Genomic DNA, 24,254 nt, shown 5'->3' with positions numbered 1-24,254 from the left:
GCGGCACTCACTTGTTCACGCCGTAGGCATTGGCCATCGCGTCGTTCATCGCCCACAGCACGTCGAGCTTGAACTGCAGGATGTTCAACGCGCGCTCCTGCATTTCGCGCGTGTTGAAGTAGTTCAGCGTGACCGCCAGGCCCTGCTCCACGTCGCGGCGCGCCTGCGACACGCGGTTGCGGAAATACTGCAGGCCGGTCGATTCGATCCACGGATAGTGCTCGGGCCAGTTGGCGAGGCGCTCCTTGTGGATCTTCGGCGCGAACAGTTCGGTCAGCGACGAACACACCGCTTCCTGCCACGGGCGCTGGCGCGCGAAATTGATGTAGGCATCGACCGCAAAGCGCACGCCGGGCACCACGTGGCGCAGATCGACGATTTCCTCGCGCGTCAGGCCAGTGGCGATGCCCAGCTTGATCCACGCCTCGATACCGCCCTCATCGCGCACCACCGAGCCGTCCGGCCCGGTGATTTCGTAGCCGTCGTGATCGAGGATGCGCTGTATCCACTGGCGACGGATTTCGCGGTCCGGCGTATTCGACATGATGGCCGCGTCCTTCACCGGGATCGCGATCTGATAGTAGAAGCGGTTGGCCACCCAGCCGCGGATCTGTTCCGGCGTCGCCTTGCCGGAATTGAGCATCACGTTGAACGGATGGAAGATGTGATAAGCAGCGCCCTTGTCGCGCAGCTTGGCTTCGAATTCTTCGTGGTTCCAGGGCTGTTGCGTGCTCATAGCGTGATGTCCATTCCGTCGTACGAAACCTCGATGCCGTGCGCGTCCAGCTCGCGGCGCTGCGGGCTGTCCTCGTTCAGGATCGGGTTGGTGTTGTTGATGTGGATGAGGATCTTGCGCGTCGTCGTCGGCAGCTTGTCCAGCCACTCGATCATGCCGCCCGGGCCGCTCTGCGCCAGATGGCCCATGTCGCGCGAACGCTTCTTCGACGCGCCGAGCGCGATCATTTCGTCGTCGCTCCAGCAGGTGCCATCGACCAGCACCACGTCGGCCGCCTGCATCGCGGCCCACACCTGCGGTTCGATCTCGACCAGACCCGGGGCGTAGTAGATCCTCTTCCCGCTCTTCGCGTCCTCGATGGTGACGCCGACGTTGTCTCCGGGCACTGGCTTGTCACGGCGCGGCGAGTACGGCGGCGCGTTGCTGCGCAGCGCGTGCGCACGAAACTTCAGTCCGGGCGCGCCGGCGATGCTGAATTCGGTGTCGTCTATGCCCAGCTCGTTCCACTCGATTCCGCAGTAATGGCCGAGCAGCTTGAACAGCGGATTGCCTTCGGTCAGGTCCTGCCGCACCGGTGCGGTGGACCAGATCTGGTGCGGCTGACGGTGCTCGCGCAGCATGTAGAGGCCGGTGGTGTGGTCGATCTGGCCGTCGATCAGCACGATGGCCTTCACTGCCGTGTCGCGCAGCGCGCGCGCCGGCTGCAGCTCGGGGAACTGCTGGAACTGCGTCAGGATGTCGGGCGAAGCGTTGAACAGCACCCAGTTCTCGTTATCGCCACTGACCGTGATCGACGACTGGGTGCGTGCGCGCGCCTTGATGGTGCCGCGGCGCAGGCCGTCGCAGTTGGGGCAGTTGCAGTTCCATTGCGGGAAACCGCCGCCCGCGCCGGAACCGAGTACGTGCAGTCGCATGCTTCTCCTCCATCGTTGGCCATCGAGGGCCTGATTTCTTGTGCCGACGGCCGTTCCGGGCGTCGGTTTATTCAGGGCCCGCGCCGCAGCGGGGCCGGAAAGACGGGATGCCCGGCAGGGCGAACCTGCCGGGCGATCGCAACCTTAGCGGTTGGCGACGTACATCGTGATTTCAAAGCCAAAACGCAGGTCGGTTGCCTTCGGGGTTTCCCAGCTCATGGTTTTCTCCTGACAGTCGGTTTAAGAATGTGCGTCGTCATCCAACGCTCCTTCAGTATCACCACCCGTCCCCGCGCCCGCGTCGCGGGCGGATTGAAGCGCGGCTAGGGAAATTCATGAAGGTCACTGCACGACGTCGACCTTCACCCACACCCGTCGCTGCGATTGCGCATCGCGCGTGCCATAGCGGGTGACGCCGCGCTCGCTCACCTGTTCGTCGTGGCCGGAACTGCCCAGTTCCATCCACTCGCCGAGCCGGCCGCGCAGCGTGCTGACCAGCCGCGCCGAGCGCACCTCGCCGTACTGGGTGTCGGACAGCGATTCCTTCTGCGGCGAGATGTCGAGCGTTACCTGATCGCCATTGACGCGCGGCACAGCGTAGAAGCCACTCGAAATGTCGCGGTACTGCGTGCCCTGGCTGACGACTGCGCCGCGCGGCCCGACCACCATCTGGGTGAAGGGAATGGGCGTCGAGCTGCCCGCCTGGATGAACGCCGCACCGCCCTCGACCACCTGTACGCGCTGCGACAAACGGTCTGCCGCATCACCACGGGTGGACCACACCCGCGTCTGCACCCGGCTGTCGCCGCTGCGGCCCTCGATCACGGTCCCCTCGCGCCCACCATCGGGCGTCCGCACACCGGCGTTGCCGGCGCGAACATCGCCGGATACGGCAACGCCGTCGCGGCCGACTGAATCATCGTTGTCCTGTCGTACCGAAATCATCAGGCTGCGCAGAGGCGTGTCGAGCGCGTCGATGGCCTGCTTCACGGCGGCACGCGTTGCTGCATCGGCGCGGATGAAGATGCGGTTGTTGGCGCCCGACAGTGCCGCCTCGTCACCGACCAGAGGGCGCAGCGCCGGCAGCACTTGGTCCGGCGTGCGGTGCTTCAGCGGAATGATGTCGAGCTTGATCTGGGCTGCGGCCGCGAGTGGCCACAGCAGACAAAGCAGAAGCAGTCGTCGGCACAGCGGGCGAAACAAGGCGGTAATGGACATCGGGCACCTGCGGCAAGGAATCTGTATGCAAGTGTAGACGTCCGCCGGCCGGGAAAGGTCCGGTCATGAGGACAAGGCGGGGACCGCGGCAGCTTGGCGAGAGACGGTGTTCGGTCGCAGGCCCTGTCGCGGTCAGAAGACCGCGCCTACAGGGGGTGACGCGGTCCGTCGGCCTTGCGACCAGGACCGCGACGGCGAATCAGGCTGCGACGGTGGACATGCTGCCGGCGAAATCGACGCGGTGCGCCGACGCCAGGTACTCGCGCGTGCGCATTTCGATCAGGCGGCTCACCGTGCGGGTGAATTCGTTTGCGTGCGGGCCGTCGGTGTAGAGATCCTGCGCCTCGACTTCGGCCGACAGGATGAGCTTGACGCGGAAGTCGTACAGCACGTCGACCAGCCAAGTGAAGCGACGCGCTTCGTTGGCCTGGTCGCGCCCCATCTTCGGCACGTTGGATATCAATATGGAGTGATAGCGGCGCGCCAGTTCGAGGTAGTCGTTCTGCGAACGCGGACCGCCGCAGATTTCATCGAAGTCGAACCAGGCGGCGCCGAGCGAGCGGTCGCGCGTCTTCAGCGTGCGGCCGAGGATTTCCAGCGGGCCCGGCGGGCACGGCTCGCCGCAGATCTGGCGGAAGTCGTCGGCCAGCTTGGCGTCGGCGTCCCGGCCGCCCGGCACCATGAAAATGTCCATCCGTTCGAGCGAGCGCAGGCGGTAGTCGATACCGGCATCGAGTTCGAACACTTCGAGCCGCTTCTTCAGCAGTTCGATCGTGGGCAGGAAGTTCTGCCGCTGCAGGCCGTTCGGGTACAGCCCGTCCGGCGGATAGTTGGAGGTGGCGACGAACACGACGCCGCGCTCGAACAGCGCGTCGACCAGACGGCCGAGGATCATTGCGTCGGCGATGTCGGATACGTGGAATTCATCGAAGCACAGCAGGCGGGTCGCCCGCGCGATCTCGTCGGCCACCTGCGCCAGCGGATCGGCTTCGTTCTTGTGCTTTTTCAGCGCCTCGTGGATCTGCTGCATGAAGGCGTGGAAATGCACGCGCTTCTTGCGACGATAAGGCACGGCATCGTAGAAGCAGTCCATCAGGAAGCTCTTGCCGCGCCCTACGCCGCCCCAGAACCAGACACCGCGCGGCGGCTGCGCGCGCGACAGCAGCTTACGCAGCTGGGTGCGGCGGGCTGCCTTGAAATCGAGCAGCTCGCCGTACAGCTTCTGCAGCCGCTCGGCGGCGGCGCGCTGCGACGCGTCGGCGGTGTAACCGCGCACCTTGAGCTGGGCCTCGAAGGTGTCCAGCATGCCCCGCTCGGGAACGTTCAGTATCTTGTGCGGAGGCATGGTGCGCGGGTCCCGGTCAGAAGTGCAGCGGACGCTTGTCGCAGGCCAGCGCGGCTTCGTGCATCACTTCCGACAGCGTCGGGTGCGCGTGGCAGATGCGCGCGATGTCTTCCGAGCAGGCGCCGAATTCCATCGCCACCACCGCCTCGGCGATCAGCTCCGATGCGTTGTTGCCGATCACGTGCACGCCGAGGATACGGTCGGTCTTGGCGCAGGCATACATGCGCACGAAGCCGGTGGTGTCACCCTGGCCGAGCGCGCGACCGTTCGCCGCGAACGGGATCTGGCCGGCCTTGTACTCGATGCCTTCGGCCTTGAGCTGGGCTTCGGTCTTGCCGACCCAGGCGATTTCCGGGTGGGTGTAGATGACCCAGGGCACGGTGTCGTGATTGACGTGTCCGTGCTGACCGGCGATGCACTCGGCCACCATGACGCCCTCTTCCATGCCCTTGTGCGCCAGCATCGGGCCCGGCACGACGTCGCCGACCGCCCACACATTGGCCAGATTGGTGCGGCCCTGCGCATCGACTTCGATGAAACCGCGTTCGCTGATCTTCAGGCCGACCGATTCGCCGCCCAGACCGTCGGTGTTGGGCACCCGACCGACCGACACGATGAGGCGCTCGCATTCGAGCACGTGCTGCTCGTCCTTGTGCTCGTACTCGACGCGCACGCCGGCATCGGTGCGTTCGACCTTGCCGATCTTGGCCCCGAGCTTGATGCCCAGCTTCTGTTTGGCGGTGAAGGTCTTCCAGGCTTCCTTGGTGATCGCCGCATCGGCGGCCGACAGGAACTCCGGCGCCGCTTCGAGGATGGTCACTTCGGCACCGAGGCGCTTCCACACGCTGCCCAGTTCCAGGCCGATCACGCCGGCGCCGATCACGCCCAGCTTCTTCGGTGCGCCGTCGAAGGCGAGCGCGCCCTCGTTGTCGCAGATCACCTTGTTGTCGACCTCGATGCCCGGCAGATGACGGGCACGCGAACCGGTGGCGACGATGACGTGCTTGGCCAGCACGTGTTCGGTGGCGCCGTTACGGGTGACCGCAACCTTCCACTTCTCGTTCTCGCGGCCGGCGAAGCTGCCCAGACCGGACAGCAGCGTCACGTTGTTCTTCTTGAACAGGCCGCGGATGCCGGTGGTGAGCTGACCGACGATGTTGTCCTTGCGCTTCATCATCACCGACACGTCCATCTTCGGCGACTCGACCGAAATGCCGTGCATGACGAAGCTGTGGTTGGCCTGCTCGAACAGTTCGGACGACTGCAGCAGCGCCTTCGACGGGATGCAGCCCACGTTCAGGCAGGTGCCGCCGAGGCGCACTTCGCCCTTCGGGTCGGCGTAGCTGTTGTACTCGATGCAGGCCGCGCTCAGACCCAGCTGGGCGGCACGGATGGCGGCGACATAGCCGCCGGGGCCGGCACCGATCACAACGACATCAAATTCCTTGGACATCTTAATTGCTCCGGAAAAAGAAGCAGTCTTGGTCCGGCGCGCCACCCGGCCCTCTCTCCGGGCGGCGCGCAGACGTCAACATGCAATGAGAGGGTTTATACGTCGAACAGCAGGCGGGCCGGGTCTTCCAGCGCCTCCTTCATGGTCACCAGGCCGAGCACCGCTTCGCGGCCGTCGATGATGCGGTGGTCGTAGGACATCGCCAGATAGTTGATCGGGCGGATCACGATCTGGCCGTTCTCGACGACCGGACGCTCCTTGGTCGCGTGGATGCCGAGGATGGCCGACTGCGGCGGGTTGATGATGGGCGTCGACAGCATCGAGCCGAACACGCCGCCGTTGGAGATCGAGAACGTACCGCCGGTCAGTTCCTCGATCGACAGCTTGCCGTCCTTGGCCTTCTGACCGAACTCGGCGATCTTCTGCTCGATGTCGGCAAAGCTCATCTGGTCGGCGTCACGCAGGATGGGCACCACCAGACCGCGCGGGCTGCCGACGGCGATGCCGATGTCGAAGAAGCCGTGATAGACGATGTCATTGCCATCGACCGAGGCGTTCAGCACCGGGAACTTGCGCAGCGCCTGCAGGGCCGCCTTGACGAAGAAGGACATGAAGCCCAGCTTGACGCCGTGCGTCTTCTCGAACTTCTCGGCGTACTTCTTGCGCAGTTCCATCAGCGGGCCCATGTTCACTTCGTTGAACGTGGTCAGGATGGCGTTCTGCGCCTGCGACTGCAGCAGACGCTCGGCGACGCGAGCACGCAGGCGCGACATCGGTACGCGCTGCTGCGGGCGATCGGCCAGCAGCTCTTCGAGACGGACCGGCACCGGCGGCTGCGGCAGCGCAGGCGCTGCGGCGGCAGACTGGGCGGCGGTCGGTGCCGGACGCGCGACGGCGGCCGACGGCACAGCCGGGGCTGGCGCTGCCGGTTGCGGTGCGCCCGCGGCATCCGGCTTGGTGATGCGGCCACCGCGGCCGGTACCTTGCACGTCGCCGGCCGACAGACCGCGTTCGTCCATGATCTTGCGCGCAGCCGGGCTGGCCGGGCCGGAGGCCGCAGCCGACGTGGTCGCGGCGGCAACGGCGGCCGGCGCTGCAGCCGGAGCGGCAGCAGGCGCAGCGGCCGGGACGGCCGCCGAAGCCTTGGCGTCGGTATCGATCTGGGCGATCAGCTCGCCGCTGGTGACCGAAGCACCGTCCTGCTTGATGATCGCCACCAGTACGCCGGCATCCGGTGCCGGCGTTTCGAGCACGACCTTGTCGGTCTCGATGTCGATCAGGTTTTCATCTCGCGACACCGCCTCGCCGACCTTCTTGTGCCAGCGCACGAGCGTGGCTTCAGCCACCGATTCGGACAGCTGGGGAACCTTCACTTCGATAAGCATTTGATTCTTTCTCCCTGTCGGAGGCGCCTCAGCGCCCCACTCCTTCGAACGCTGCTTCGATGACCGCCTTCTGTTGCGCCAGATGCTTGGCTGCGTAGCCGACCGCCGGCGACGCCGAGGCCGGACGCGACACCAGTTCCAGTTTCAGATCGCCCAGTGCCTTGCCGAGGAAGGCACGCGAGATCAGCCAGTACCACATGCCCTGGTTGCGCGGCTCTTCCTGTACCCAGGTCACGCCCTTGGCATTCGGGTAGCGCAGCAGCTGCGCCGACAGCTCCGCACCCGGGAAGGGATAGGCCTGCTCGAGCCGGAGGATGGCGACGTTCTTGATGTCCTGGGCACGGCGATGAGCCAGCAGCTCGTAATAGATCTTGCCGCTGCACAGGATGACGCGCTCGACGTCCTTCTCCTGCAGCGCGTCGATCTCCGGGATCACCGGCTGGAAGCGACCGTCGGCCAGTTCATCCAGCGAGGAGACGGCGTCCTTGTGACGCAGCAGCGACTTCGGCGTGATGATGACCAGCGGCTTGCGCACCTTGCGCAGCATCTGACGGCGCAGCAGGTGGAACACCTGCGCCGGCGTGGTCGGAATGGTGACCTGCCAGTTGTTCTCGGCCGACAGCTGCATGTAGCGCTCGATGCGCGCCGACGAGTGCTCCGGGCCCTGCCCTTCGTAACCGTGCGGCAGCATCATGGTGAGGCCGCACAGGCGACCCCACTTGGCTTCACCGGAGGCGATGAACTGGTCGAACACGACCTGGGCGCCATTGGCGAAATCGCCGAACTGCGCTTCCCACACCACCAGCTCGTTCGGTTCGGTAGTCGCGTAACCGTATTCGAAGGCCAGCACGGCTTCTTCCGACAGCACCGAGTCGATCACGACGCACGGTGCCTGGTTGTCCTGCAGGTGCTGCAAGGGCATGTAATTGCCGCTGTCCCACTTCTCGCGCTTCTGGTCGTGCAGCACGGCGTGACGGTGGAAGAAGGTGCCGCGGCCGCAGTCCTCGCCGGACACGCGCACGCCGTAACCTTCGACCAGCAGCGTCGCGTAGGCCAGGTTCTCGCCCATGCCCCAGTCGACCGGCTGCGTGCCGGCCGCCATGCCACGCCGGTCGTCGATGATCTTCTGCACGCGCGAGTGCAGCGAGAAACCGTCCGGAAGCGTCGTGAGGCGCTCGCCCAGACGCGCCAGTTCCTCGCGCGGCACGCGGGTGTCGCACTCGTCGGTATAGGGCTGCTTCAGGAAGGGCGTCCAGTCCACCGCGAAGCGCCGCTGGTGGTTGGTGAGCACCGGGTTGCTGGCCAGACGACCTTCGTCCAGCGCGGCGCGGTAGTCGGCGATCATCCGCTCGGGGGCGGCTTCGTCGATGATGCCGGCCGAGATCAGCCGGTCGGCATACAGCTTGCGCGTGCCCGGGTGGGCGGCGATCTTCTTGTACATCAGCGGCTGCGTCACCATCGGCTCGTCCTGCTCGTTGTGGCCGAGCTTGCGGTAGCAGATGATGTCGATCACCACGTCCTTCTTGAACTCGGCGCGGAATTCCATCGCCATCCTGGTGACGAAAGCCACGGCTTCCGGGTCGTCGCCATTCACGTGGAAGATCGGCGCCTCGACCATCTTGAAGATGTCGGTGCAGTAAAGCGAGGAGCGATAGTCGCGCGGATCGGAGGTGGTGAAGCCGATCTGGTTGTTCACGATGATGTGAACGGTGCCGCCGACGCCGTAACCGCGCGTCTGCGAGAAGTTCAGCATTTCCTGGTTCACGCCCTGACCGGCGACGGCCGCGTCGCCATGCAGGATGACCGGCACGACCTGGGTACCGGTCTTGTCGCCGCGGCGGCGCTGGCGCGCATACACCGAGCCGACCACCACCGGGTTCACGATTTCCAGGTGCGACGGGTTGAAGGCCAGCGTCAGATGCACCGGACCGGCCGGGGTGTTCACGTCGGACGAGAAGCCCATGTGGTACTTCACGTCGCCGGCCGACAGGTCGGATGCAGCCTTGCCTTCGAACTCGGAGAACAGCATCGAGGGCGCCTTGCCCAGCGTGTTCACCAGCACGTTCAGGCGACCGCGGTGGGCCATGCCGATGACGATCTCCTGCGCGCCCTGGCCGGCGGCCACGCGCACCAGTTCGTCCATTGCGACGATGGTCGATTCGCCGCCTTCGAGCGAGAAGCGCTTCTGGCCGACGTACTTGGTATGCAGGTAGCGCTCCAGCGTTTCGGCGGCCGTGGTGCGCTCGAGGAAGCGCTTGCGGTCGTCGGCGCTGTAGCCGTAGTTGCCGCGCATCGGCTCCAGGCGCGACTGGATCCAGCGCTTCTGGGCAATGTCGGCCATGTACATGTATTCGGCGCCGATGCTGCCGCAATACACCTGCCGGACCGCTTCGAGGATTTCGCGCAGGCTGGCGCGGTCTTCGGGCGGGAAGCGGAAGGAGCCGGTGCTGAAGCTGTCGTTCAGGTCGGCTTCGGTGAATCCGTAGTGCGACGGCTCGAGTTCGGAAATGTCGGGGCGCTCTGCGCGCTTGAGCGGATCGAGCTGGGCCCAGCGGTTACCGAGGAAGCGGTAGGCATTGATCATCTGCAGCACGCCGACCTGACGCTTGTCGTCGCCACTGGCGGCCGCGATGCGGACCGGGCCGCGCTTGGCCAGTTCGGCGAAGGAGGCGACGACCGGGGCGTGCGCCACGTCACTGGCGGCGCCGGGCAGATGCTGGAGGGATTCGAAATAGGTACGCCAGGCGTCCGGCACTGAACCGGGGTTGGCGAGGTAGGACTCGTACAGTTCCTCGACGAAGGGCGCATTGCCCCCGAAGAGGTAGGAATGGCTCAACATGTGCATCATGACTCGCTCCTCCGCCCGGGGATGCCCGGGTTTGTTGTCGCGTCTTTCCGCGCGGTCGGGGAACGTGGCGCCAGTCGTGCCGCGCCCCCTTCCGTCTCGCGGAAATTCGAGAAGGCCTGCTGCATGCGGTAATGATTATTTACCCCGCGGCGTCCGCCAGGCCGCGGGGCTTTCTGCTGCGATGAATCAGCGCTGTTCGACGGGCTTCACGTCACGGCGGTTCGGGCCGACGTAGAGCTGGCGCGGACGGCCGATCTTGTACTCGGAATCAGTGATCATTTCGTTCCACTGCGTGATCCAGCCGATGGTACGCGCCAGCGCGAAAATGCAGGTGAACATCGAGGTAGGGATGCCGAGCGCCTTCTGCACGATGCCGGAATAGAAGTCGACGTTGGGGTAGAGCTTCTTCTCGATGAAGTACTCGTCTTCCAGCGCGATGCGTTCCAGTTCCATCGCCAGCTTGAACAGGCGGTCGTTCTCCAGGCCCAGTTCGGTCAGCACTTCGTAGCAGGTCTGACGCATCAGCTTGGCGCGCGGATCGAAGTTCTTGTAGACGCGGTGACCGAAGCCCATCAGCTTGAAGCTGTCGTTCTTGTCCTTGGCGCGCTTGATGTACTCGGGCACACGCGACACGTCACCGATCTCTTCCAGCATCTGCAGGCAGGCCTCGTTCGCGCCACCGTGCGCCGGGCCCCACAGGCAGGCGATGCCGGCGGCGATGACGGCGTACGGGTTGGCGCCCGACGAACCGGCCAGACGCACGGTCGAGGTCGAGGCGTTCTGCTCGTGGTCGGCGTGCAGCGTCAGGATGCGGTCGAGCGCCTTTTCCAGCACCGGATTCGGCTTGTATTCCTCGCACGGCGTGCCGAACATCATGTACATGAAGTTGCCGGCGTAGCTCAGATCGTTGCGCGGGTACATGAAGGGCTGGCCGACCGAGTACTTGTAGGCCATGGCCGTGATGGTCGGCATCTTGGCGATCAGGCGATTGATCGAGATGTCGCGATGAGCCTGGTCCGAGATGTCCATGCCGTCGTGATAGAAGGCGGACAGCGCGCCAACCACGCCGGCCATGATGGCCATCGGGTGAGCGTCGCGACGGAAACCTGCGTAGAAGCGGGCCAGCTGCTCGTGCACCAGCGTGTGGCGCTTGATCTGGCTGACGTACTCGGTCTTTTCGGCTGCGGTCGGCAGTTCGCTGTTCTTCAGCAGGTAGCACACATCGAGGAAGTCGCAGTGCTCGGCGAGTTGCTCGATCGGGTAACCGCGATACCACAGCTCGCCCTTGTCGCCATCGATGTAGGTGATCGACGACTTGCAGCTGGCGGTGGAGAGGTAACCGGTGTCATACGTGAACATGCCGGTCTTGCCATACATGGAACGGATATCAACCACTTCGGGGCCGACCGTGCCACCCATGATCGGGAACTCGGTGGTCTGCCCATCAATGGTCAGCGTTGCGGTGCGTTGATTTGACATGTCTAACCTCTTCACTTCCTCAAAAATGCCCGGGCCGAAACCAGTGCGCGTCAGACTGCGCGCAGCAGATCGACCATCCCCTTCAGGCGCGGCTCCTCACATTCTTCGCGCCCGCTGACAATCGCCAACAAGGTGATGTCGTCGTAATGGAGCAGTTCGAACAGCTCTGCCCTCTGTTGTTCACTCAACTCCTCCAGCAACCCTCCCTCGACGACGCGCTGCAGGACCAGGTCGAGCTCGAGCAGCCCGCGCCGGCAATGCCAGCGCAGACGCCCCATATTGACCTGCGGGTCGTTGGCCGCGTCGTCCATGATCAGACTGCCCTGCGGACCATCATGTCCTTGATCTTGCCGATGGCGCGCGTCGGGTTCAGACCCTTCGGGCACACATCGACGCAGTTCATGATGGTGTGGCAGCGGAACAGGCGATACGGATCTTCCAGGTTGTCCAGACGTTCGCTGGTGGCCTGGTCGCGCGTATCGGCGATGAAACGGTAGGCGGCCAGCAGACCGGCCGGGCCGACGAACTTGTCCGGGTTCCACCAGAACGACGGGCAGGAGGTCGAGCAGCAGGCACAGAGAATGCACTCGTACAGGCCGTTCAGTTCCTCGCGGTCTTCCGGCGACTGCAGGCGCTCGCGCTCGGGCGGATGTTCGTCGTTGATCAGGTAAGGCTTGATCGAGTGGTACTGCTTGAAGAACTGCGTCATGTCGACGATGAGGTCGCGCACGACCGGCAGGCCGGGCAGCGGACGCAGCACCACCGGCGACTGCAGGTCCTTCATGTCGGTCAGACAGGCCAGACCGTTCTTGCCATTGATGTTCATCGCGTCCGAACCGCACACGCCTTCACGGCAGGAACGGCGGAAGGACAGCGAGTCGTCCTTGTCCTTCAGCTTGACCAGCGCGTCGAGCAGCTTGCGTTCGGTGCCGTCGAGATCGATGGAAATCGACTGCATGTAGGGCTTTTCGTCGCGGTCCGGGTCGAAGCGGTAGATACTGAATTCGACAGTACGGGCAGTCATGCTGTGATCCTCAGTAGGCGCGCTTCTTCAGCGCGATGGTGTCAACCGTGAGCGGCTTCATGTTCACCGGCTTGTACTCGAGCTTGTTGCCCTCGCGGTGCCACAGCGTGTGCTTGAGCCAGTTCACATCGTCACGGCCGTCCGGACGTTCGGGGGTGTCGGTCGCGTCGTCGCGCACGTGGGCGCCGCGCGACTCGGTGCGCGCATTGGCCGACACGATGGTCGCCTTGGCCACCTCGATCAGGTTGTCCAGTTCCAGCGCCTCCAGGCGGGCGGTGTTGAACACCTTGGACTTGTCCTTGATTTCGGTCGCGGCAACCATCTTCTCGATGTCGAGAATCTTGCTCACGCCCTCGGCCAGCATGTCCTTGAAGCGGAACACGCCGCAGTGCGCCTGCATCGTGCGCTGCATGGCCAGACGGGTAGCGCCGACGGCGGTGCCATCGGTCTGCGTGTCGAGACGGTTGATGCGCGACAGCGAGTAGTCGGCCGCGTTGGCCGGCAGCGGCTTGTGCGCGGCCGGCTGCGCCTTGATGTACTCGACCATCGACTCGCCGGCCGACTTGCCGAACACCAGCAGGTCGAGCAGCGAGTTGGTGCCCAGGCGGTTGGCACCATGCACCGATGCACAGGCACATTCGCCGGCGGCGTAGAAACCGGGCACCGGCGTGCTCGGGTTGCCGTCCTTCGGCACCACGACTTCACCGTTGTAATTGGTCGGGATGCCGCCCATCTGGTAATGGCAGGTCGGCACCACCGGCAGCGGTTCCTTGATCGCGTCGACACCGGCGAACTGGATGCCGATCTCGCGGATGCCCGGCAGGCGCTTCATGATGGTCGCCGGGTCGAGGTGGGTGATGTCCAGCATCACGTGGTCCTTGTTCGGACCGCAGCCGCGACCTTCGTTGATTTCGGTCACCATGGCGCGCGACACCACGTCACGCGACGCCAGATCCTTGGCGTTCGGCGCGTAGCGTTCCATGAAACGCTCGCCCGAGGCATTGCGCAGAATGCCGCCTTCGCCGCGCACGCCTTCGGTGATCAGCACGCCGGCACCGGCGACGCCGGTCGGGTGGAACTGCCAGAACTCCATGTCTTCCAGCGGGATGCCGGCACGCGCCGCCATGCCCACACCGTCACCGGTATTGATGAAGGCGTTGGTCGAGCTGTAATAGATGCGGCCGGCACCGCCGGTCGCGAACAGCACGGCCTTGGCGTGGAACACGAACACCTCGCCCGTTTCCATTTCCATCGCGGTCACACCGACCACGTCGCCTTCTTCGTCGCGGATCAGGTCCAGCGCCATCCATTCGATGAAGAACTGGGTATTGGCCTTGACGTTGCGCTGGTACATCGCGTGCAGCATCGCATGACCGGTGCGGTCGGCGGCGGCACAGGAGCGGCGGACCGGCTTCTCGCCGAAGTTCGACATGTGGCCGCCGAACGGACGCTGGTAGATCTTGCCGCTGTCGAGACGGTCGAACGGCATGCCGTAGTGTTCGAGCTCGATCACCACCTCATTGGCCTTGCGGCACATGAATTCGATCGCGTCCTGGTCACCGAGCCAGTCGGAACCCTTGACCGTGTCGTACATGTGCCAGTGCCAGTGGTCCTCCTCGGAGTTGCCGAGCGAGGCGGCCACGCCGCCCTGCGCCGCAACGGTGTGCGAACGGGTCGGGAACACCTTGGAAATCACTGCGGTGCGCAGGCCGGCTTCTGACAGCTGGATGGCGGCACGCAGACCGGCACCACCGGCGCCGACGATGACTGCATCAAACTTGCGGACAGGTACGCTCACTTACAGTCTCCAGAGAACTTGGGCTGCCCAGCCCAGATAACCGATCAGGGCAAGCAAGGTCACCGCGTGCAGCACGACGCGCACGCCGGTGGGCTTGATGTAGTCCATGTAGATGTCGCGCACGCCAACCCAGGCGTGGTACATCAGCGACGCGAAGAACAGGAAGGTCGCGAAGCGCATGAACCCACCTGCGAACAGACCGTGCCAGTTCTCGTAGTTCAATTCGCCCATCGACAGCACGCCGACCGCGAAGATGAGCGTGTACACAGCCATCACCACCGCCGTGATGCGCTGGCCCAGCCAGTCCTTCAGCCCGTAGTGGGCACCGACAACGACACGATTCACCACAGTTTCACCCCCAGAATCACGGTAAGCGTCAGGCTGACCACCAGCACGGCGACCGAACTCTTGCGCGCGGTGGCGAGTTCGAGGCCCTTGTGCATGTCCAGCAGCAGGAAGCGGACGCCGGCACAGAAGTGATGCAGGTAGGCCCACATCAGACCGAGCAGCAGAAGCTTGGCCAGCGGGTGACCGACCACCGCGCTGAACGATTCGAAGGTATCCGGCGAACCCAGGCTGGCGTCGAACAGCCACAGCAGCAGCGGCAGACAGAGGAAAAGGCCGGCACCGCTGATGCGGTGGAGGATGGACACGATGCCCGGCAACGGCAGGCGTATCGCCGTCAGCTGGAGGTGCTTCGGTCTGGTCTTGCTGGCTGTATTGGCCATCTGGCTCGCTCTCCTGGAAAAAGTCGTGTCACATGCCGGTCGTCGCCGGCTCCGTCAATTCAGGTTGTTCAGGTAGTAGTGGTCTGCCGTCGAACACAGCCCGCGGCGCCATTCGACCGGCTTGTCGTCGTAGGTATAGGCAACACGCTCGACCGACAGCAAAGGGCTGCCTTCCTGCACCTCGAGGTAATCCGCGCTCTGGCGGTCCGCCGCGACCGCGCGCAGACGCTCTTCGGCACGCACCATGCGTACGCCGAAGCGGGTTTCGAAGAAGGAGTAGAGCGAGCCCTGCTGCTCCTTGAGCACGTCGAGGTTGAGCCCCGGGAACAGGTCGCCGCGCAGATAGATTTCGTCGATCACCACCGGCTTGCCGGCGAACTTGAGCAGGCGGCGCACGATGATGATCTGCGAGCCGACTTCGACGTCCAGCGTGCGCGCCACTTCCTGGCCGGCACGTGCGCGCCAGCATTCGAGCGGCACGCTCTGCGAGGTTTCTATCGTGCCGTTGATCGGCGCGAGACGGAGAAAACGGAAGAATGCGCGGGGATCGTGATGCGTCGCAACAAAGGTGCCCTTGCCCTGTTTGCGTACCAGCAGGTTGTCCGCCGCCATCTCGTCGATGGCCTTGCGCACCGTCCCCTGACTCACGTTGAAGCGCTGGGCGAGTTCGGTTTCGCTCGGGATCGCCTCACCCGGACGCCATTCGCCACTCTGCAATGCCTGCGTGAGCAAGCCGCGTATCTGTCGATACAGCGGGCTGAAGGTGGGGGATTCCTGTGCCATGCAACAATTTCAGCACAGAAATCCTGTCACGTCTACATCGTGTCTGATGTCTTATATATGATATAAATTGATGCCGTGCAAAAACGCACTTTCCGGCCGGCCAGCCCCGGTTGCGAACGCCGATTTTTGTGCTGTGTGTCAAAACCGCCGCGGGTCGACCATAATTCGGCCCGCGCACAACGCACTGATAACGCCCCGTCCCATCCTCAGACAGGAGACCACCATGTCAAAGACGCCTCTTCGCGTCGCGGTGACCGGCGCTGCCGGTCAAATCGGCTACGCCCTGCTGTTCCGTATCGCCAGCGGCGAAATGCTCGGCAAGGACCAGCCGGTCATTCTTCAACTGCTCGACCTGCCGCAGGCCCAGAAGGCGCTGACCGGTGTGATGATGGAACTGGACGACTGCGCCTTCCCGCTGCTCGCCGGCATGATCGCCACCGATGACCCGAACGTCGCGTTCAAGGACGCCGACTTCGCGCTGCTGGTCGGTGCCCGTCCGCGCGGCCCCGGCATGGAGCGCAAGGACCTGCTGACCGAAAACGCCAAGATCTTCACCGTGCAGGGCGCGGCCATCGGCCAGAACGCAAGCCCGAACTGCAAGATCCTGGTGGTCGGCAACCCCTGCAACACCAACGCCTACATCGCGATGAAGACCGCCGCCAAGGCCGGTGGCCGCGTCCCGGCGAAGAACTTCACCGCCATGCTGCGTCTGGACCACAACCGCGCGCTGTCGCAGCTGTCGGCCAAGATCGGCCGTCCGGTGTCGTCATTCAAGACGATGACCGTGTGGGGCAACCACAGCCCGACGATGTACGCCGACTACCGCTTCGCCACCTCGAACGGCGACAGCGTCGCCCAGCTGGTGAACGATCAGGAGTGGAACGCCAAGACCTTCCTGCCGACCGTCGGCAAGCGCGGCGCCGCCATCATCGAGGCCCGTGGCCTGTCGTCGGCTGCTTCGGCCGCCAACGCCGCGATCGACCACATGCGCGACTGGCATCTCGGCTCAAACGGTGACTGGGTCACCATGGGCGTGCCGTCCGACGGTTCCTACGGCATCCCGGAAGGCCTGGTGTTCGGCTTCCCGTGCATCTGCGCCAACGGCGAATACACCATCGTCAAGGGCCTGGAGATCGACGAGTTCTCGAAGCCCTACGTCGCCAAGACGCTGGCCGAACTGGAAGAGGAGCGCGCCGGCGTCGCCGACCTGCTCTGATCTGCCGGTCATGTGCGCCCGTTCCGGATCACCCCGCTCTGCTGGGCCGATCCGGGGGCGCACAGGCTTGAATCGAAAGAAGCGGCCCGGTAACGTGGCCGCTTTTTTTATGCCGGAGTTTTCCGCATGAACGCTGCCGTCCATCCGCGCGAGGTGCTGTACAAGGGCGACAAGCCCTTCCCCATCCTGCCCGCCGTCGACCACTACGCCGGCTCGGAAAAGCTGATGCGCAAGGCGCTCGCGCTGCAGGCCGAACTGGGCCCCATCTTCGACGTCACCTGCGATTGCGAGGACGGCGCAGCCGCCGGCAACGAGGTCGAACACCGCAAGCTGTGCGCGTCCGTGATCGCCAGTGAGGACAACCGTTTCAACCGCGTCGGCGTGCGCATCCACGACGTGACGCATGCGCACTGGAAGGCCGACATGGACGTCATCGTCGGCGAAGCCGGCGACAAGCTTGCCTTCATCACACTGCCCAAGGCGCGCTCGGCCGACGACGTGCGCGTGCAGCTCGACTGGCTGCGCACCTGCGAAACGATGGCCGGTCTGAAGCGCAGCATTCCGGTGCACGTGCTGATCGAAAGCCACGGCGCGCTGCGTGAGGTGTGGAACATCGCCGCGATGGAACGCGTGGAATCGATAGACCTCGGCCTGATGGACTTCGTCAGCGCCCACCACGGTGCGCTGCCGGGCGACGCGATGAAGAGCCCGACCCAGTTCGAACACCCCATCATCGTGCGCACCAAGTGCGAAATCGCCGCCGCGGCGCACGGCTGCGGTGTGGTGCCGACGCACAACGTCACCACCGAAATCCGCGACGTCGACTTCATCCGCAACGACGCTCGCCGCGCACGCCGCCAGTTCGGTTTCATGCGCATGTGGAGCATCCACCCGAACCAGATCCTGCCCATCGTCGAGGAAATGCGGCCCGACTTCAGCGAAGTCGAGGACGCCATCGCCATCCTTTGCGGTGCGCAGGACGCGAGCTGGGGCCCGACGCGGCACCACGACACGCTGCACGATCGCGCCTCCTATCGCTACTATTGGGAGCTGCTCGCCCGCGCACACGCCACCGGCGTCGTCCTGCCCGACGACGTGCGCAGCCGCTTCTTCGCCTAAGGAATCATGGCCCGCGTACCGCCCGTATCGAAGGAATGCGCCGTGCTGTTCGCCGACCTGGTGGGCAGCACCCAGCTCTATGAGCGCATGGGTGACACCGCCGCCTTCGCGCTGATCGACCGCTGCCTGCGCACCATGCGCGACTCGGTCATCGGCAGTTCAGGCCGCGTGATCAAGATGACGGGCGACGGCCTGCTCGCCACCTTCCGCGCCTGCGACCACGCCGCTGATACCGCGCTGGCCATCCACCGCGACATCAGCGGCCTGCCGCTGGCCACGCATTTCTCGCTCGGCGTGCGCACCGGTTTCCACTTCGGACCGGTCATCGAAACCGGCGACGATATCTACGGCGAATCGGTGAACATCGCCGCCCGTCTGTCCGAACTGGGCAGCCACGGCCGCGCCATCGTGTCGACCGAAGCCGCGGTGCGCCTCAGCGAGCACTTCCAGCATATGGTGCGGCCGATGCCGCCGCGCGTCGTCAAGGGTGTCGCGCGCTCGGTCGAAATGTGCGAACTGCGCTGCGAGCACTCGGAGCACGTCACCCACGTCGGCGGACTGAACTTCAGCAGCGGCAAGCTGGAAATGCGCGTCTACCACGGCGGCCGCGTCTGGCTGCTCGGCGCCGAACATCCGCGCCTGCGCATGGGACGCGACGCCGGCGTCGACATCCTGGTCAAGGACGCCCGCGCGTCGCGCCAGCACTGCGACCTCGAATTCCGCCGCGACCGCTTCGTACTGACTGACCGCTCCAGCAACGGCACCTTCGTCACCATCGAGGGTCGCCACGAATTCGCACTGACGCGCGAGGAAGTCGTCATCGACGGCCACGGCTGGCTCGCCTTCGGCTCACCGCGCAGCGCAGCGAGCGACGTGGTCGAGTTCTTCTGCCTGGGCTGATCTCACCGTTCAGCCGGCGTATTCTTCGGCCTTCCCCTGAAGGAAGGCCGCCCATGTCCAGCACCAAGCACACACGCCTCGCCACTCGCGCAATTCACGGTCACACGACCGGTGACGCCTATGGCAGCCCCTACCCGCCGGTCTACAACACCACCACTTTCGGTTTCGATTCGACCGCCGATCTGCTTGAGGTGATCGACGGCCGCAGGCGTGGTGGGTTGTACACGCGCTACGGTCTGAATCCGACGATACAGGCGGTCGAGGAAACGCTGGCCGGTCTGGAGTCGGCCGAGGCGGCCTGGGTGTTCTCGTCCGGCATGGCAGCCCTCAGTGCGCTTTTCCTGACGCACGGCCGCAAGGGCATCGTCTGCGTCGGAGATGCCTATGGCGGCACGCTGGAACTGCTCGAACAGCAGCTGCCGGGCCTCGGACTGCGCACGCACTGCATTCTCGGCAGCGAGTCCGACAGGCTCGACGCGCTGCTGGCCGATGGCGTCGGGCTGGTGTTCTTCGAAACGCCGACCAACCCGACGCTGGACGTCGTCGACATCCGCGCGCTTGCCGACAGGGCGCATGCACACGGCGCGCTGGTGGCCATCGACAACACCTTCGCGTCGCCGGTGAACCAGCGGCCGCTCGAACTGGGCGCCGACATCGTCATGCACAGCGCGACCAAGTATCTGGGTGGTCACAGCGATCTGACCGCCGGTGCACTGATGGCCAACAAAGCCTTGCTGGAGCCGATTCAGGCCTGGCGCAAGAATCTCGGCACCGTGCCGTCGCCGGAAACCGCCGCGCTGCTGTCGCGCAGCCTGCGCACGCTGGTCGTGCGCGTGCGTCAGCACAATGCCAATGCACAGGCTGTGGCCGAGGCGATGGCGCGCCACCCGAAGATTGCGCGCGTGCACTACCCGGGACTGCCGGACGCACCGGGTCATGCGCTGGCCAGGGCGCAGATGGATGGCTTCGGCGGCATGCTGAGCATCGTCGTGCGCGGCGACGGCGCCGCCGCCACCCGCGTCGCCGACCGCCTGCGCCTGATCAAGCTGGCGCCCAGCCTTGGCGGTGTCGAAAGTCTGGTCACCCAGCCCTGCACCACCACGCACCACGGCATCGCGCCGGAAGAACGGGCGCGGCGCGGCATTCCCGATTCGATGCTGCGCCTGTCGATCGGCATCGAGGACGCGGATGACCTGATCGCGGATCTGGTGCAGGCACTCGGGGACTAGAGGGGTCAGGGGGCGGTCAGAAGCCGAAGCCCATCTGGCCGCCGTCGTCAGCTTTCGTCTTCACCTTGCGCCCAGGGCGCCGCCGCCCTTCCCTGTCCGGATTCCGACTGCCGTGCTGCACCAGCACGCGTCGCGCCTCGGCCGCCGCCTCCGGCTTCTTCCTGACCGCCCACACGGCGTCGCGCGCATGGCGCGCGGCGACGATGTGATCGACCACCGGCGCCGGGTAGTCGCGTCCGATCAGGCATCCCGCTTCGCGCTGCTGTGCGACGCTCATCAGCCAGGGCTCGGCCAGCAACGACAGCGGCACGCGCGCCAGTTCGGGCAGCCAGCGGCGCACGAAAATGCCCTTCGGGTCCTGGTCCAGCTGCTGTTTCACCGGGTTGTAGATGCGCAGCGTGTTGATGCCGGTGACGCCCGACTGCATCTGCACCTGCGGCCAGTGGATGCCCGGTTCGAAGTCGGTGAACATCCTCGCCAGATGCAGGCCCGGTTCGCGCCAGTGGTTCCACAGCTGGTAGGACGAGAAGGCGACCAGCATCGCGCGCATGCGGAAGTTGATCCAGCCGGTCGCATTCAGCGCCCGCATGCAGGCGTCGATGAAGGGATAGCCTGTTTCGCCGCGGCACCACGCGCGCTGCCGCTCGACCGAGTAGTCCGCCTCGCGCAGACCGTCGTACAGGCGGTTCACCGCGCGCAGCTCGATCTGCGGTTCCGACTCCAGCTTCTGGATGAAATGACAGTGCCAGTGCAGCCGGCTCTCGAACGATTTGAGGCCGGCGAGCACGGCCTGCGCGTGCGCGCCTGGTGGCTGCGCGAGCCAGCGGGCCCGTTCGCGCCACACCGCATGCACGACCTCGCGCAGCGACAGCGAGCCGAAGCTCAGATGCGGCGACAGGCGCGAACAGTCGTGCGCACCGCTGAGCGGACTCGACATGCCACGCCGGTAGCGCGTCACGCGGTGCGCGAGGAAATCGTCCAGTATCTGCCGCGCCTGCGCCCTGCCCGCCGGCTGGCGCGCTTCGATGTCGGTCGAGTGCAGGCCCAGCTCGGCCGCAGTCGGCGCGCGCTGCAGGCCAGCGAGCGGCACGCGTGCCGCCGTGATGCGTGGCGGTGGCGGCAGCGGCGCCGGAGTCATGCGGCGCATCCAGCGATCCGACCAGGTGTCGCGGTCGCTGAGCCGACGCACCACGCCGCCGCTCGGCAGTTCGCGCCAGGCCACGCCGTGCTGCCGGCACCAGGCGGCAACCGCGCGGTCGCGCTCGAAGCTGGCCAGGTTGCCGGTCTCCTCATGGCTCCACAGCCCATCGATCCGCGTGGACGCATGCAGCCGTTCGAGCAGTGCCGGCATGTCGCCGTGCAGGCGCAGCAGCGGCAGGCCGAGCGCGTGCAGCCGGCGCTCGAAATCGTCCAGCGCCTCGTTCAGGAAGCCGATATGGCGCGCATCGACGTCCGGCTCGGCAAGCAGTCGCGGCTCGTAGACGTAAAGCGCCAGCACCGGCCCCGCCGCTGCCGCGGCACACAGCGGCGCGTGGTCGGCGACGCGCAGGTCGCGCTTGAACCAGACCACCTGCATGGTCAGGCCATCGCCAGCGCAGACAGCAACAGACAGACCGTCACGATGGCACTGAGCAGCGTGCGCAGCTGCATGAACCACGGCTCCAGCGACAGCGCACGCGACAGCCGCGCATCCATCCACCAGCAGGCGGGCACCAGCGCCGCCAGCAGCCACAGCCCGGTCGGCAGCGGCAGCAGCAAGGCGCACCAGGCGACCAGCGAGGGCATCACCCCCCAGCCGAGGGCGCGCCACTGCGCCGTCGCATCGAGTGCGGCGTCGCGCATCGCCAGCCCCCAGTGCAGCGCGCCGATGAAGCTGACGATGGTGGCACCGTAGGCGAGCTGGGCGTGCGCAAGCGACGCGCGCTGCGCATCCAGGGCGTGAATGGCGACGGTCAGTCCGACGAATGGAAGCAGGCCGGCCAGCCCGAGCAGCCGGGCGGGATGGCGAGCGGCAACGTTCAGTGTCATGGAATCCTCAGCGATGCCAAGGCTGCGTAGTCGCCGCCTGCGGCGCCACTGTCTGCCAGAAGCGGGTGAAGGACGGCATGGGCTGCGGTGGGTCGTCGAACTGCCGTGCCACCGGCTCGCACAGCACGCCGGCGGCGTGCATCGCCTCGGTATAGCCCGGATTCAGCGTCTGCATCGACGCCAGCCGGACCTCGCCCAGCCGTTCGCGCAGCGCACGCGCATCGCCGACGACGATGCCGTCGCAGGCGGCACGCATGCGCGTGAGTACGAAGTTCCAGCGCTTTTCGCTCCACGGGAAGCGCGCGTGGAAGGACGGCTCCAGCCAGCCGATCACCCGGCCCTGCGGCGGCGCGCCCAGCGCCCACGGATGCATGATCCAGCACTCGCGACGGTCGTCGCGCAGGCCCCAGATATCCGGGTCGGGCACCACGCCCGGCGCCGGTTCGACCACGCCCGGTGCGTGCCCGGGTTCCGGACCACAGTCCGGCGACTGCCGTGCGATGCGGTCGAGCACCTCGTAACCGGCGTCGATCACCGTACCCGGACTGGCCAGATCGGGCGCGTAGCGGGCGACGTTCTCCGCATTGAACAGATAAGGCTTTCCGGTCAGCGTGCCGGCCACCCACTGCCAGGACAGCGTGTTCGACGCCAGATCGCCGTCGAGCAGATGGCGGTACATCCAGTCGGCGCCGGCGCGCCAGTGCGTCTTGCGCAGGTGTACGACATAGCTGGCCAGCCACATGCGCGCGTGATTGTGCAGATAGCCGGTGTCGTACAGGGCGCGCACCGCGCCGTCGATCACCGGCACGCCGGTGCGCCCCGCGCGCACGTCGTCCGGCACCGCTGCGGCGTAGCCCGAGGCCGGCGGCGGCCGGCGCGGCTCGAAAATGCCTTCGCCCGAGTGGCGCCACAGGTGGTGAAAGTACTCGCGCCAGGCCAGTTCGAACACGATCTTGTCGTCCGCCGACAGTGCGACGCGCTGCGACAGCCGCTCGATCACCTGCGGTACATCGATGAAGCCGTGCGTCAGATAGGGCGACAGCCGCGTCACCGCGCCGTCGAGGTGATTGCGCGTACGCGCATAGACGCCCGGGCGGACGGCGTCGATACGCGCCAGCGCGGCCCGCGGTGTCGGTTCGAAATCGTGGTCGGCCGCGTCGCGCGCGAGTGGGGTGAAGAGGTCGTTCATCGGCAGCATCCTTTCGTGCCACAGACCACTGCCACGCCGGAAAAATCCCGCGCAGGTTCGCACGGTCGCTTCCCACTCCGCTGCAAATGCTTTGCAGGAATCCACTGCAAAGCAGCGCAGTTTTAATTGGTTCGCTTCGCACGGCCCGCTGCCTAGAGTGCGCTCCATCGCATGTTTCCCAACACGGAGCCACACAAAATGAAAACGACCCTGCGCACCCTCGCCGCCAGCCTGCTGCTCGGCACCACGCTTGTCGCCAATTCCTTCGCCGCCGACATCACGCTGCTGAACGTGTCCTACGACCCGACGCGCGAGCTCTATCAGGACTTCAACAGCGCCTTCGCCAAGCACTGGAAGGCCAAGACCGGCGACAACGTCACCATCAAGCAGTCGCACGGCGGCTCCGGCAAGCAGGCGCGCTCGGTCATCGACGGCCTCGAAGCCGACGTGGTGACGCTGGCGCTGGCCTACGACGTCGATGCACTGCATCAGAACGGCAAGCTCATCCCCGCCGACTGGCAGAAGCGGCTGCAGCACAACGCCTCACCCTACACCTCGACCATCGTGTTCCTGGTGCGCAAGGGCAACCCCAAGGGCCTGAAGGACTGGAGCGACCTGGTCAAGCCAGGCGTCGAAGTGATCACGCCGAATCCGAAGACCTCGGGCGGTGCCCGCTGGAACTACCTGGCCGCCTGGGCCTACGCGCTGAAGCAGCCGGGCGGCTCGGACGCCACCGCCAAGGACTTCGTCAAGAAACTGTTCGCCAACGTGAAGGTGCTCGATTCCGGCGCGCGCGGCTCGACCACCACCTTCGTCGAGCGCGGCATCGGCGACGTGCTGATCGCCTGGGAAAACGAAGCCT

General features: G+C 65.6%; 23 protein-coding genes. 5 read left to right on the top strand and 18 right to left on the bottom strand.

Going from position 1 to position 24,254, the window contains the following annotated elements:
- Positions 1-7 precede the first annotated feature (7 nt).
- The 15 genes from pqqC to IV112_RS11150 form a co-directional block, all read right to left on the bottom strand.
- Positions 8-736, bottom strand: a complete 729-nt coding sequence (pqqC, locus tag IV112_RS11220; protein ID WP_296811294.1) for a pyrroloquinoline-quinone synthase PqqC — start codon at positions 734-736, stop codon at positions 8-10.
- Positions 733-1,650 (bottom strand): pyrroloquinoline quinone biosynthesis protein PqqB, encoded by a 918-nt coding sequence (gene pqqB, locus IV112_RS11215; protein WP_304003578.1) that lies wholly within the window; start codon positions 1,648-1,650, stop codon positions 733-735. Before pqqB ends, pqqC begins: the two co-directional genes overlap by 4 nt.
- Before the next feature lie 144 nt (positions 1,651-1,794).
- Positions 1,795-1,869, bottom strand: a complete 75-nt coding sequence (pqqA, locus tag IV112_RS11210; protein ID WP_008060142.1) for a pyrroloquinoline quinone precursor peptide PqqA — start codon at positions 1,867-1,869, stop codon at positions 1,795-1,797.
- Positions 1,870-1,992: 123 nt separating this feature from the next.
- On the bottom strand, positions 1,993-2,868 hold the full coding sequence (locus tag IV112_RS11205) for a hypothetical protein (RefSeq protein ID WP_304003577.1): 876 nt from the start codon (positions 2,866-2,868) through the stop codon (positions 1,993-1,995).
- A gap of 199 nt (positions 2,869-3,067) precedes the next feature.
- Positions 3,068-4,213 (bottom strand): cell division protein ZapE, encoded by a 1,146-nt coding sequence (zapE, locus tag IV112_RS11200; RefSeq protein WP_304003575.1) that lies wholly within the window; start codon positions 4,211-4,213, stop codon positions 3,068-3,070.
- Between the two features lie 16 nt (positions 4,214-4,229).
- The gene (lpdA, locus tag IV112_RS11195; protein ID WP_304003573.1) at positions 4,230-5,666 is read right to left on the bottom strand and encodes a dihydrolipoyl dehydrogenase; all 1,437 of its coding nucleotides are present in this window, start codon (positions 5,664-5,666) and stop codon (positions 4,230-4,232) included.
- A gap of 95 nt (positions 5,667-5,761) precedes the next feature.
- Entirely contained in the window at positions 5,762-7,051 is a 1,290-nt protein-coding gene (gene odhB, locus IV112_RS11190; RefSeq protein ID WP_304003571.1) for a 2-oxoglutarate dehydrogenase complex dihydrolipoyllysine-residue succinyltransferase, read from the bottom strand.
- 28 nt (positions 7,052-7,079) lie between these two features.
- A complete protein-coding gene (locus IV112_RS11185) occupies positions 7,080-9,899 on the bottom strand; it encodes a 2-oxoglutarate dehydrogenase E1 component (protein WP_304003569.1) in 2,820 nt (939 codons plus the stop codon).
- A gap of 186 nt (positions 9,900-10,085) precedes the next feature.
- Complete coding sequence (gene gltA, locus IV112_RS11180; RefSeq protein ID WP_304003567.1) at positions 10,086-11,378, bottom strand: citrate synthase; 1,293 nt, start codon at positions 11,376-11,378, stop codon at positions 10,086-10,088.
- A 50-nt stretch (positions 11,379-11,428) separates the two neighbouring features.
- Entirely contained in the window at positions 11,429-11,689 is a 261-nt protein-coding gene (locus IV112_RS11175; RefSeq protein ID WP_304003566.1) for a succinate dehydrogenase assembly factor 2, read from the bottom strand.
- Between the two features lie 2 nt (positions 11,690-11,691).
- A complete protein-coding gene (locus IV112_RS11170) occupies positions 11,692-12,402 on the bottom strand; it encodes a succinate dehydrogenase iron-sulfur subunit (protein ID WP_304003565.1) in 711 nt (236 codons plus the stop codon).
- Positions 12,403-12,412: 10 nt separating this feature from the next.
- Positions 12,413-14,200: a succinate dehydrogenase flavoprotein subunit gene (gene sdhA, locus IV112_RS11165; protein WP_304003564.1), complete on the bottom strand. Its 1,788-nt coding sequence runs from the start codon at positions 14,198-14,200 to the stop codon at positions 12,413-12,415.
- A complete protein-coding gene (gene sdhD / locus IV112_RS11160) occupies positions 14,201-14,548 on the bottom strand; it encodes a succinate dehydrogenase, hydrophobic membrane anchor protein (RefSeq protein ID WP_019918355.1) in 348 nt (115 codons plus the stop codon). It abuts the gene before it with no gap.
- Complete coding sequence (gene sdhC / locus IV112_RS11155; protein ID WP_019918356.1) at positions 14,542-14,928, bottom strand: succinate dehydrogenase, cytochrome b556 subunit; 387 nt, start codon at positions 14,926-14,928, stop codon at positions 14,542-14,544. The genes sdhD and sdhC overlap by 7 nt, the downstream gene beginning before the upstream one ends.
- Positions 14,929-14,982: 54 nt before the next feature.
- A complete protein-coding gene (locus IV112_RS11150; RefSeq protein ID WP_019918357.1) occupies positions 14,983-15,711 on the bottom strand; it encodes a GntR family transcriptional regulator in 729 nt (242 codons plus the stop codon).
- A gap of 223 nt (positions 15,712-15,934) precedes the next feature.
- On the opposite strand from IV112_RS11150, the gene IV112_RS11145 reads away from it, so the two are divergent.
- The 4 genes from IV112_RS11145 to IV112_RS11130 all read left to right on the top strand — a co-directional run bounded on the left by IV112_RS11145 (position 15,935) and on the right by IV112_RS11130 (position 20,175).
- The gene (locus IV112_RS11145; RefSeq protein WP_024300454.1) at positions 15,935-16,927 is read left to right on the top strand and encodes a malate dehydrogenase; all 993 of its coding nucleotides are present in this window, start codon (positions 15,935-15,937) and stop codon (positions 16,925-16,927) included.
- Between the two features lie 126 nt (positions 16,928-17,053).
- Complete coding sequence (locus tag IV112_RS11140; protein WP_304003563.1) at positions 17,054-18,046, top strand: HpcH/HpaI aldolase/citrate lyase family protein; 993 nt, start codon at positions 17,054-17,056, stop codon at positions 18,044-18,046.
- Positions 18,047-18,052: 6 nt separating this feature from the next.
- The gene (locus IV112_RS11135; RefSeq protein ID WP_020164562.1) at positions 18,053-18,946 is read left to right on the top strand and encodes an adenylate/guanylate cyclase domain-containing protein; all 894 of its coding nucleotides are present in this window, start codon (positions 18,053-18,055) and stop codon (positions 18,944-18,946) included.
- A gap of 53 nt (positions 18,947-18,999) precedes the next feature.
- Positions 19,000-20,175, top strand: coding sequence for a trans-sulfuration enzyme family protein (locus tag IV112_RS11130; RefSeq protein WP_304003562.1), 1,176 nt, complete (start codon positions 19,000-19,002; stop codon positions 20,173-20,175).
- Between the two features lie 16 nt (positions 20,176-20,191).
- Here the strand turns inward: IV112_RS11130 and IV112_RS11125 are convergent, their stop codons facing one another.
- From IV112_RS11125 to IV112_RS11115, 3 genes are read right to left on the bottom strand one after another with little or no spacing between them, the layout of a single operon-like run.
- Positions 20,192-21,751 (bottom strand): cryptochrome/deoxyribodipyrimidine photo-lyase family protein, encoded by a 1,560-nt coding sequence (locus tag IV112_RS11125; RefSeq protein WP_304003561.1) that lies wholly within the window; start codon positions 21,749-21,751, stop codon positions 20,192-20,194.
- Between the two features lie 2 nt (positions 21,752-21,753).
- Positions 21,754-22,203 (bottom strand): DUF3429 domain-containing protein, encoded by a 450-nt coding sequence (locus tag IV112_RS11120; RefSeq protein WP_304003560.1) that lies wholly within the window; start codon positions 22,201-22,203, stop codon positions 21,754-21,756.
- Positions 22,204-22,210: 7 nt separating this feature from the next.
- Positions 22,211-23,392 (bottom strand): FAD-binding domain-containing protein, encoded by a 1,182-nt coding sequence (locus tag IV112_RS11115; RefSeq protein ID WP_304003559.1) that lies wholly within the window; start codon positions 23,390-23,392, stop codon positions 22,211-22,213.
- A 198-nt stretch (positions 23,393-23,590) separates the two neighbouring features.
- Between IV112_RS11115 and IV112_RS11110 the strand changes: the two genes are divergently transcribed.
- On the top strand, positions 23,591-24,254 hold a 664-nt coding region (locus tag IV112_RS11110), incomplete at its 3' end, for a sulfate ABC transporter substrate-binding protein (RefSeq protein ID WP_304003558.1).

The organism is Methyloversatilis discipulorum (assembly GCF_018780585.1).
GTDB lineage: Bacteria > Pseudomonadota > Gammaproteobacteria > Burkholderiales > Rhodocyclaceae > Methyloversatilis > Methyloversatilis discipulorum_B.
The sequence above is the reverse complement of the archived record's forward strand: the minus strand, read 5'-3'. Positions and strand labels throughout refer to the sequence as shown.